Annotated in this window: 8 protein-coding genes and 1 pseudogene; 6 read left to right on the top strand and 3 right to left on the bottom strand. The window is 74.2% G+C overall.

Annotated features, from left to right (window positions below):
- Positions 1 to 98: 98 nt before the first annotated feature.
- Both BJF79_RS67195 and BJF79_RS67190 read left to right on the top strand, forming a co-directional pair.
- A pseudogene (locus BJF79_RS67195) lies at positions 99 to 1,174 on the top strand (AMP-binding protein); the annotation flags it as partial.
- A gap of 45 nt (positions 1,175 to 1,219) precedes the next feature.
- A complete protein-coding gene (locus BJF79_RS67190; protein ID WP_410050131.1) occupies positions 1,220 to 1,639 on the top strand; it encodes an AMP-binding enzyme in 420 nt (139 codons plus the stop codon).
- 15 nt (positions 1,640 to 1,654) lie between these two features.
- Here BJF79_RS67190 and BJF79_RS23810 read toward each other — a convergent pair whose 3' ends face one another.
- Positions 1,655 to 2,251 (bottom strand): PadR family transcriptional regulator, encoded by a 597-nt coding sequence (locus BJF79_RS23810; protein WP_075900575.1) that lies wholly within the window; start codon positions 2,249 to 2,251, stop codon positions 1,655 to 1,657.
- A 44-nt stretch (positions 2,252 to 2,295) separates the two neighbouring features.
- On the opposite strand from BJF79_RS23810, the gene BJF79_RS23805 reads away from it, so the two are divergent.
- Positions 2,296 to 3,054, top strand: coding sequence for a glucose 1-dehydrogenase (locus BJF79_RS23805; RefSeq protein ID WP_075900581.1), 759 nt, complete (start codon positions 2,296 to 2,298; stop codon positions 3,052 to 3,054).
- 21 nt (positions 3,055 to 3,075) lie between these two features.
- Here BJF79_RS23805 and BJF79_RS23800 read toward each other — a convergent pair whose 3' ends face one another.
- Positions 3,076 to 4,191, bottom strand: coding sequence for an enolase C-terminal domain-like protein (locus BJF79_RS23800; RefSeq protein WP_075900573.1), 1,116 nt, complete (start codon positions 4,189 to 4,191; stop codon positions 3,076 to 3,078).
- A gap of 161 nt (positions 4,192 to 4,352) precedes the next feature.
- On the opposite strand from BJF79_RS23800, the gene BJF79_RS23795 reads away from it, so the two are divergent.
- The 3 genes from BJF79_RS23795 to BJF79_RS23785 are packed head-to-tail and all read left to right on the top strand — an operon-like array spanning position 4,353 to position 7,776.
- Positions 4,353 to 6,158: a thiamine pyrophosphate-requiring protein gene (locus tag BJF79_RS23795; protein ID WP_075900579.1), complete on the top strand. Its 1,806-nt coding sequence runs from the start codon at positions 4,353 to 4,355 to the stop codon at positions 6,156 to 6,158.
- 30 nt (positions 6,159 to 6,188) lie between these two features.
- Entirely contained in the window at positions 6,189 to 7,250 is a 1,062-nt protein-coding gene (locus BJF79_RS23790; protein WP_075900571.1) for a type III polyketide synthase, read from the top strand.
- A 4-nt stretch (positions 7,251 to 7,254) separates the two neighbouring features.
- Positions 7,255 to 7,776 (top strand): isoprenylcysteine carboxyl methyltransferase family protein, encoded by a 522-nt coding sequence (locus BJF79_RS23785; RefSeq protein WP_075900569.1) that lies wholly within the window; start codon positions 7,255 to 7,257, stop codon positions 7,774 to 7,776.
- A 25-nt stretch (positions 7,777 to 7,801) separates the two neighbouring features.
- On the opposite strand, the gene BJF79_RS23780 is transcribed toward BJF79_RS23785, so the two are convergent.
- Complete coding sequence (locus BJF79_RS23780; RefSeq protein ID WP_143220117.1) at positions 7,802 to 9,055, bottom strand: ABC transporter substrate-binding protein; 1,254 nt, start codon at positions 9,053 to 9,055, stop codon at positions 7,802 to 7,804.
- Positions 9,056 to 9,220 lie beyond the last annotated feature (165 nt).

Genomic DNA, 9,220 nt, shown 5'->3' with positions numbered 1-9,220 from the left:
TCCAGGTCTCGAATCGGAATATTTCTATTAGGAACATTCCGATTAGAAGCATCGGTGTGGTTCCATGTCAAGGCGCCCCGGCCCGAAGGAGCAGACCCATGACCGCAGAGACGATCCCCGCACTGGTCGAGCACGCGGCCCGCGTCCACGGCGACCGCGAGGCCGTCGTCTCCGGCGCGCTGCGCTGGACCTTCGCCCGGCTGCGGGACGAGGTGCGGGCCGCCGCGCGCGCGGCGATCGCGGCCGGCGTGCGGCCCGGCGACCGGGCGGCGATCTGGGCGCCGAACGGCGTCGAGTGGATCGTCGCGGCGCTCGGGGCGGTGAGCGCGGGCGCGTCCTGGTGCCGCTGAACACGCGGTACCGGGGCGCCGAGGCCGCCGACGTCCTGCGGCGCGGCCGGGCGAGCACGCTGTTCACCGTCCGGGGATTCCTGGGCAACGACTACCCGGCGCTGCTCGCGGGCGAGGACCTGCCGGAACTGCGCCTGGTCGTCCTGCTGGAAGGGGAGCCCGCGGGCCGGGAACTCGGGTGGGCGGACTTCCTGGACGGCGGCGCGGCGGTGGACGCGGACGCGGCGCGGGAGCGCGCGGCGGGCGTCCGGCCGGACGACGTCGCCGACATCGTCTTCACCTCCGGCACCACCGGACGCCCCAAAGGCGCGATGTCGACGCACGACGCGACGCTCTGGGCGTTCCGGGCGTGGAGCGAGGTCTCCACGCTCCGGGCGGGCGACCGGTACCTGCTGATCAATCCCTTCTTCCACACGTTCGGGTACAAGGCGGGGATCCTGGCGTGCCTGCTGAACGGCGCGACGATGCTGCCCGAGGCGGTGTTCGACGCCGCGACGGCGGCCGCCCGGCTGGCCGCCGACCGGGTCAGCGTGCTCATGGGGCCGCCGACGGTCTTCACCTCGCTGCTGGAGCTGCCCGACCGCCCCGTCCACTCGCTGCGGCTGGCGGGCACCGGCGCCGCCGACGTGCCCGTCGACCTGATCCGCCGGATCCGCGGCGAGCTGGGCGTCCCGCACGTCTTCACCGCGTACGGGCTGAGCGAGGCCGCCGGGGTGGTGTCGGTGTGCCCGGTGGACGCCGACGCCGAGACGGTCGCGCGCACCAGCGGGCCCGCGCTGCCCGGCACCGAGATCCGGATCGCCGCGCCGGACGGCCGCGCCCTGCCGCCCGGCGAGCAGGGCGAGATCCTGGTGCGCGGACGGCACGTCATGCGCGGCTACCTCGACGACCCGGAGGCCACCGCGCGGGCGTTCGACGCGGACGGCCGGCTGCGCACCGGCGACCTCGGACGGCTCGACGCGCGCGGCTACCTCACCGTCACCGGGCGGCTCAAGGACATGTTCGTCGTCGGCGGGTTCAACGTCTACCCGGCCGAGATCGAGGGCGTGCTCGCGACGCACCCGGCGGTCGTCGAGGCCGCGGTGCTGGGCGTCCCGGACGCGCGGCTCGGCGAGGTCGGCGCGGCGTGGCTGGTCGCCCGCGCGGAGACCGGCCCGGACGAGCTGACGGCGTGGCTGCGCGAGCGGCTGGCGAACTTCAAGGTGCCCCGGCACTTCCGCTTCGTGGACGCGCTGCCGCGCAACGCCGCGGGGAAGGTCGTCAAGGACGCGCTGCGGCGGCGCGCGTGATCGCCCCGCGCACGGTCACCCGGGGGCGCCGCGCCCGGCGAGTTCGTCCAGGTCGGCCAGCATCAGCTCGGCCAGGTCGCGTTCGGCCTCGTGGTAGCGGACGGCCCAGCGCGCCACGATCTCGGCGTGCGCCCAGCCCGTCCCGGTCACCGCGACGCGGCGGGAGTGCTCCGCCTCCTCCGCGAGCCGCTGCGCCCGGTCGCGCTGCTCGGTCACGACCTCCCGCAGCCGCTCGGGCCCGGCGAGGTGGCCGAGCCACACCCGCAGGGCGGGCCCGTGCTTGAGGACGGGCGGGCCGATGGGCGCGTCGGACGCCCACGCGGCGAGCGCGTCCCGTCCGTCCGGGGTGATCGCGTAGACGCGGCGGGGACGGCCGTCGGCCGCGACGTCCGTCCGGGAGGTCGCGTACCCGGCTTTCTCCAGTCGCTTGAGCTCGGCGTAGATCTGGCTCATCGCGGGAGACCAGTAGAAGAACCGCAGGATGTGCTCGGCCCACTTGCGGATCTCGTACCCGGTCGGCTCCTCGCCGAACGACAGCACGCCGAGGACGGCCCACGCGGTGGCGGGGAGCGTCGCGGGCTCGGCGCGCGACCGGGGCGAGGGCTTCACCATGCGCCTCAGCGTAGTCCCAACCCAACATGATCAAGGAGACGGCGATGTCGGAAGAGCTGCAGGACAAGGTGGTCATCGTGAGCGCCCGCGGGCTCGGCGCCGCGGCGGCGCGGCGGATGGCCCGGGACGGCGCGAAGATCGTCGTCACGGACCTGCTCGCGGAACCGGGGGCGCGGACGGCGTCCGAGGTCGGCGGCCTGTTCGTCCGGCACGACGTGACCGACCGGGACGGCTGGGCGGCCGTCACCGCGGCGGCGCTGGAGGAGTACGGGCGGATCGACGGGCTCGTCAACAACGCGGGCGTCTCGTCCAACGCCCTGCTGGAGAACGAGACGCTGGAGCACTTCGAGCGGGTCGTGAAGATCAACCTGACCGGGGTGTTCCTCGGCATGAAGGCCGTGCTCGGGCCGATGAAGGCGGTGGGCGGCGGGTCGATCGTGAACATCTCGTCCGCCGCGGGGCTGACGGCGCTGCCGCTGACCAGCGCGTACGGCGCGTCCAAGTGGGGCGTGCGCGGCCTCACCAAGATCGCGGCGACGGAGCTGGGCGGGCACCGGATCCGGGTGAACTCGGTGCATCCCGGCATGACGTACACGCCGATGACGTCCGAGCACGCGACCGAGGGCGAGGGCGGCTTCCCGCTGGCCGCGCTCGGCCGCGTGGGCCTGCCGGAGGAGATCGGCGAGGCGGTGTCGTTCCTGATCTCCGACGCGGCCCGCTACGTGACGGGCGCCGAGCTGGCCGTGGACGGCGGCTGGACCGCCGGGGAGGTCGTCATGATGGCGCAGGCCGCGGCCGGCTGAGGACGCCCGCGCGGCGACGCGTCAGCGGCGGGCGCCGTGCACCCGGTACGGCTCGGCGTCCGCCCACTTCACGTCGAGGCCGAGGCCCGGACGGTCCGGGGCGGGGCGCAGCGCGCCGCCCGCCGGGCTGAGCGTCCCGTCGAAGACGATGTCCTCGACGCGCACGTGGTCGTGGAAGTACTCCAGGTGGCGGAGCCGTTCGGCGCCGCAGAACGCGTGCGCCGACAGCGCCGGGGCGCAGTGCGCGGACAGGTCGACGCGGTGCGCCGCGGCGAGCCCGGCGACCTGCAGGACCCCGGTGACGCCGCCGCAGCGCGTCACGTCGGCCTGCAGGCAGTCCACGGCGCCGTCCAGCAGGCCGGTGAAGTCGCCGGAGACGTGGCCGTACTCGCCCGCCGCGATCTCCAGCCGTCCCGGGCCCCGGTCGCGCAGCAGCCGCAGCCCGGCGAGGTCGTCGCCGCCCACCGGCTCCTCGAACCACCGCACGTCCCACTCCCCCGCCAGGCGGTGCGCCCAGTACAGGGCGTCCTTGCGGGTCAGCGCGCCGTTGGCGTCGGCGTACAGCTCCGCGCCCGGCCCGATCGCCGCCCGGACGGCGGTGAGCCGCTCGGGGTCGCGTCCGGGGTCGCGGGACGTCTTCAGCTTCACCCGCGGGATGCCGCGCTCGACCCAGTCGCCGAGCTGGCGGGCGAGCCGGTCGAGCGGGTAGTTGGTGAAGCCGCCGCTGCCGTAGACGGGCACCTCGTCGTGGAACGCGGGCAGCACCCGGTACAGCGGCAGGCCGAGGAGCCGCGCCTTGAGGTCCCACAGGGCGGCGTCCACCGCCGACACGGCCATCGCGCCGGGGCCGGGGCGTCCGGCGTTGCGGATCGCGGCGAACATGGCGTGCTGCGCGGCGGCGGGCGCGAGCGCGTCGCGGTCCCGGACGACCGGCGCGAGCTTCGACTCGGCGAAGCGCGCGAGCGACACGTCGCCGTAGGTGTAGCCGATGCCCGTCCGTCCGCCCGCGTCGGCCTCGACGAGCACCATCGTGGTGGAGTCCCAGCGCAGGGTGCCGTCCTCCTCGATCCCGTCCGGCCCGTCCGTCGGCACCGTGAACGCGTGCACGCGCAGGCCCTCGATGGACATGTCCGCCATCGGCGGCTCCTCCCGCTCGGCGACGCGCTCTAACTACCTCCGGGAGACGCCGTGAAACGGCCGCGCCGCCCCGGTCCGGGCCCGGGTTTGGCCGCGGGCTCTCGGGGACTCGGAGGGTGGAAGACGGGGTGAGATCCGACGACGAGCGGGAGTGGACGATCATGGCTCAGCAAGTGGCCGACTATGTGCTCCGGCGCCTGACCGAGTGGGGCGTCCGCCGCGTGTACGGGTATCCGGGCGACGGCATCAACGGCATGCTGGGCGCTTTCGACCGCGCGAAGGGCGAGCCGGAGTTCATCCAGACGCGGCACGAGGAGATGGCCGCGTTCATGGCCTGCGCCCACGCGAAGTTCACCGGCGAGGTCGGCTGCTGCGCGGCGACGTCCGGTCCGGGCGCGATCCACCTGCTGAACGGCCTGTACGACGCCAAGCTGGACCACCAGCCGGTCGTCGCGATCGTCGGGCAGCAGAAGCGGCTCGCGCAGGGCACGCACTACCAGCAGGAAGTGAACCTGGAGGACCTGTTCTCCGACGTCTCCGAGTACTGCCAGATCGTCATGGCGCCCGCGCAGATGCGGCACGTGATCGACCGGGCGTTCAAGACTGCGCTGACCACGCGGAGCGTCGCGACGATCATCATCCCGGAGGACGTCCAGGAGGCGGACGCGGTGCCGTCGCCGCCCAAGGAGCACGGTTCGGTGTACTCCAGCGTGGGGTGGAGCCGGCCGCGCGTCCTGCCGAATCCGGAGGAGCTTCGCAAGGCGGCCGACATCCTCAACGAGGGCGAGCGGGTCGCGATGCTCATCGGGCAGGGCGCGGCGAACGCCCGCGAGGAGGTCGTCGAGGTCGCCGAGCTGCTCGGCGCGGGCGTCGCCAAGGCGCTGCTCGGCCGGGAGGTGCTGCCGGACGACCTGCCGTTCGTCACCGGCCCGATCGGGCTGCTCGGCTCCAAGGCCAGCGACGAGATGATGATGAACTGCGACACCCTGTTCATGGTCGGCAGCAGCTTCCCCTACGCGGAGTGGCTGCCGGACGAGGGCAGCTGCCGCGGCGTGGAGATCGACATCGACGGCCGCATGATCGGCATCCGGTACCCGATGGACGCGCACGTCGTCGGGGACGCCAAGGAGACGCTCCGCGAGCTGATCCCGCTGCTGCGCCGCAAGGAGGACCGCTCCTGGCGCGCGGAGATCGAGGAGAACGTCCGCACCTGGAACACCGTGATGGACAAGCGGGCCGCGCAGTCCTTCGAGGGCAAGATCAACCCGCAGGCGGTCGCGGCGGAGCTGTCCCCGCTGCTGCCGGACGACTCCGTGCTGACCGCCGACTCCGGTTCGGGCACGAACTGGTGGGCCCGGCACATCAAGATCCGCGAGGGGATGAAGGCGTCGCTGTCGGGGACGCTCGCGACGATGGGGCCGGGCGTCCCGTACGCGATCGCCGCGCGGTTCGCCTTCCCGGACCGTCCGGTCATCGCGTTCGTCGGCGACGGCGCGTTCCAGATGAACGGCATGAACGAGATGCTCACGGTGAAGCGGTACGCCGACCGGATGGGCGGCTCGCCGCCGCTGATCTTCTGCGTCTTCAACAACCAGGACCTCAACCAGGTCACCTGGGAGCAGCGGGCGATGGGCGGCGACCCGAAGTACGAGGGCTCGCAGTACATCCCGGACTTCCCGTACGCCAAGTACGCGGAACTCTGCGGCCTGAAGGGCATCTACTGCGACGAGCCCAAGAAGGTGAAGGGGGCGTGGCAGCAGGCGCTCGCGAGCGACCGTCCCGTCGTCCTGGAGTTCGTCGTCGACAACGAGATCGCGCCGATCCCGCCGCACATCACGAAGGACCAGGCCAAGAAGGCCGTCAAGGCCGGCATCAAGGACCCGGAGAAGGTCGGCATCGCCGCCCGCGGGTTCCGGCAGAAGCTCACCGACATGTACGAGAACCTTCCCGGCCGCAAGCACGACTAGCCGGGTCCGGGTTCTTCGGGGGGAGGCGCCATGCGGGTGGCCGCGGTACGGACCGTGCTGCCGGAGCACCGCTACGAGCAGCACGAGATCACCGAGGCCGTGGCCGCCCGGACGGACGCCGACCCGCGCGTCCTCGCGCGCTTCCACGCCAACACGCAGATCACCGGACGGCATCTGGCGCTGCCGATCGAGGAGTACGACCGGCTCACCGACTTCACGGCCGCCAACGACGCCTACGTCGACCGGGCCCTCGACCTCGGCGAGCGGGCGGCGGCCGCCGCGCTCGACGCCGCCGGGCTCGACCCGTCCGACATCGACCACCTGCTGTTCTGCTCGTCGACCGGGCTGGCCGTCCCGTCGCTGGACGCCGAGCTCGCGCAGCGGGCCGGGCTGCGCGAGGACGTCGTGCGGGTGCCGGTGTTCGGGCTCGGCTGCGCCGCCGGGGCGGCGGGCCTGGCCCGGGTGAACGACCATCTGCGGGGCCGCCCGGACGGCGCGGCCCTGCTGGTGTGCGTGGAGCTGTGCTCGCTGACCGTCCAGCGCGACGACGTCACGGCGCCGAACCTCGTGGGCAGCGGCCTGTTCGGGGACGGCGCGGCGGCGGCCGTCGCGCTCGGCGACGACCGGACGGCCGGGCGGCCCGCCGACGGGACCGCGGGCCCGCGGATCGTCGCGTCCCGCAGCCGCCTGTACCCGGGCACGCGGCGGCTGATGGGCTGGCGGGTCGGCGCGCACGGATTCCGGATCGTGCTGGCCGCCGACCTCGTCGACCTCGTCGACAAGGAGCTGGCCGGGGACGTGGACGCGTTCCTGCGCGACCACGGCCTGTCCCGCGCCGACGTGCCGTCGTGGGTGTGCCATCCGGGCGGCCCGAAGGTGATCGAGAAGATCGGCGAGGTGCTCGGGCTGGACGGCGGCGAGCTCGACGTGACGTGGGAGTCGCTGCGCCGCGCGGGGAACCTGTCGTCGGTGTCGGTGCTGAACGTGCTGGAGCAGACGATCGCCGAGCGCCGTCCGGGCGCGGGCGTCCCGGGCGTGCTGATGGCGCTCGGTCCCGGGTTCTCCGCCGAACTCGTCCTGCTGCGCTGGTGACCCGGTGCCGCCGACCTGGTTCACGCTGCTCATCGGCCTCGTCGCCCTGGAACGGGCGGCGGAGCTGGTCGTGGCGAAGCGGAACCTGGCGTGGGCGCGGCGCCGCGGCGGCGTCGAGCACGGACGGGGCCACTACGCGGGGATCGTCGCGGTGCAGGCCGGGCTGCTCGGCGGGGCGCTGCTGGAGGTGTGGCTGCTCGGCCGCCCGTTCGTCCCCGCGCTGGGCTGGCCGATGCTGGCGGTCGCCGTCCTCGCCCAGGGCCTGCGCTGGTGGTGCATCACGACGCTGGGCCGCCGGTGGAACACCCGGGTGGTGATCGTGCCGGGGCTGCCGCTGGTCGACCGCGGCCCGTACCGGCTGATGCCGCACCCGAACTACGCGGCGGTCGTCGCCGAGGGGATCGCGCTGCCGCTCGTCCACACCGCCTGGCTGACGGCGACGCTGTTCACCGTCGTGAACCTGGCCCTGCTGCGGACCCGCGTCCGCGTGGAGAACACCGCCCTGCGCACCGCCCCGCGCGCGTAGGGACGGCCGAGGCGGGACATGCGCGTCAGGCGTCGAATTCGGTGGTCCGGCGGACCTTGTCGAGAGCGGCGAGGATGGCGTCGAGGCGCTCGGCGGCCGGGTCGGCGGCGTATTCGAGGACGGCGTGGTTGAACGCGGCGGCCATCACGCTCGGCATGGAGTCGGACGCGTCGAAGCGCACCGTCCGCGCGCCCGCGAGCAGCGCGGCGATGCGCCGGGAGACGTCGCCGGGGTAGTCCTCCGGCGGGATCTCCCGGTTGAGGGAGTAGGCGCCGGACCCGGCCCGCTCGACCCAGGTGCGCTGCGCCTCCGCCGAGGTCAGGTACTCGACGAGCGCGCGGGCGGCGGGCGTGTCGCGGAACATGCCGAGCAGGTCGCCGCCGATCTCGACCGTGCCGCGGCCGGGGAACGGGACGAAGTCGAAGTCCGTCCCGGGCCGCGGGCGCTGCGCGGCCTGCGCGTAGAAGGCGGGGATGAACGAGCCCGCGTGGTCGAAGCGGCAGCCCGGCGGGTCGGCGAACATCCACCCGCCCGCCTCGCCGTAGCCGGTGAGCAGGACGCCGCCGTTCCCGTCGTGCGCGCCGCGCACGACGGTGCCGAACTCCTCCCACGCGCGCCGCACCTCCGGCGCCGTCCAGGCGAGCCGCCCGGACACCCACGCGTCGTAGACCTCGGGGCCCGACAGGTGGAGCAGGAGGTCCTCGATCCAGTCGGTGCCGGGCCAGCCCGACTGGGAGGTGTCCTCCAGGCCGAGGCACCAGGGGGTGTCGGCCGTCCCGGACACGGCGGTGGCGAATTCGTCCCAGGTGAGGGACGGGTCGTTCAGCCGTTCGGCGAGCCCGCCGGGGAGCGTGTCCGGGTTGTACCAGACGAGGCTCTTCACGGACGCCTTGAGGACGATCCCGTACGGGCGCCGCACGCCGTCCGGCCCGGTCGCGGCGGTCAGCTCGGCGGTGAGGCCCCGCGACGCGGACCCGACCGGGCGCAGGTGCCCGTCGGCGGCGTAGGCGCGCAGGTCGCCGGGGTTGGCGAGCACCGCGGTGTCGGGCGGGTGGCCGTCGTGCAGCTCGCTGGCGAGGACGGCGCGGGCGTCGCGGGTGCCGCTGTAGCGCACGTCGATCCCGGTGTCGCGCTCGAACTCGCGCAGCATCTCCACGAACGCGTCGCGCTCCGCGCCCGTCCAGGAGCCGAGCACGGTGACCGTCCGGTCGCCGCCGGGGCCGCCGCAGGCGGTGAGCGCGCAGAGCAGGACGAGCGCCATCACGGTGCGCACGGTCACCTCCGGTACTCGCGGAGCCGAAGCCAGATGCCGAACGCGGCGAGGCCCGCGACGGCCGCGGTGCCCGCCGGGAGCCCGGCGGCGAGGCCGCCGGTGTCGGTCGCGCGCCGAGCCCGGCCGTCAGCGGGCGCTGCGCGCGTTCGGCGGCGGCGAGGTCGAGGCCGC

The sequence above is a fragment of the Actinomadura sp. CNU-125 genome, from assembly GCF_001942465.1.
Lineage (GTDB): Bacteria > Actinomycetota > Actinomycetes > Streptosporangiales > Streptosporangiaceae > Spirillospora.
Note: the sequence above shows the minus strand (reverse complement) of the source record. Positions and strands in the feature narration are given on the sequence as shown.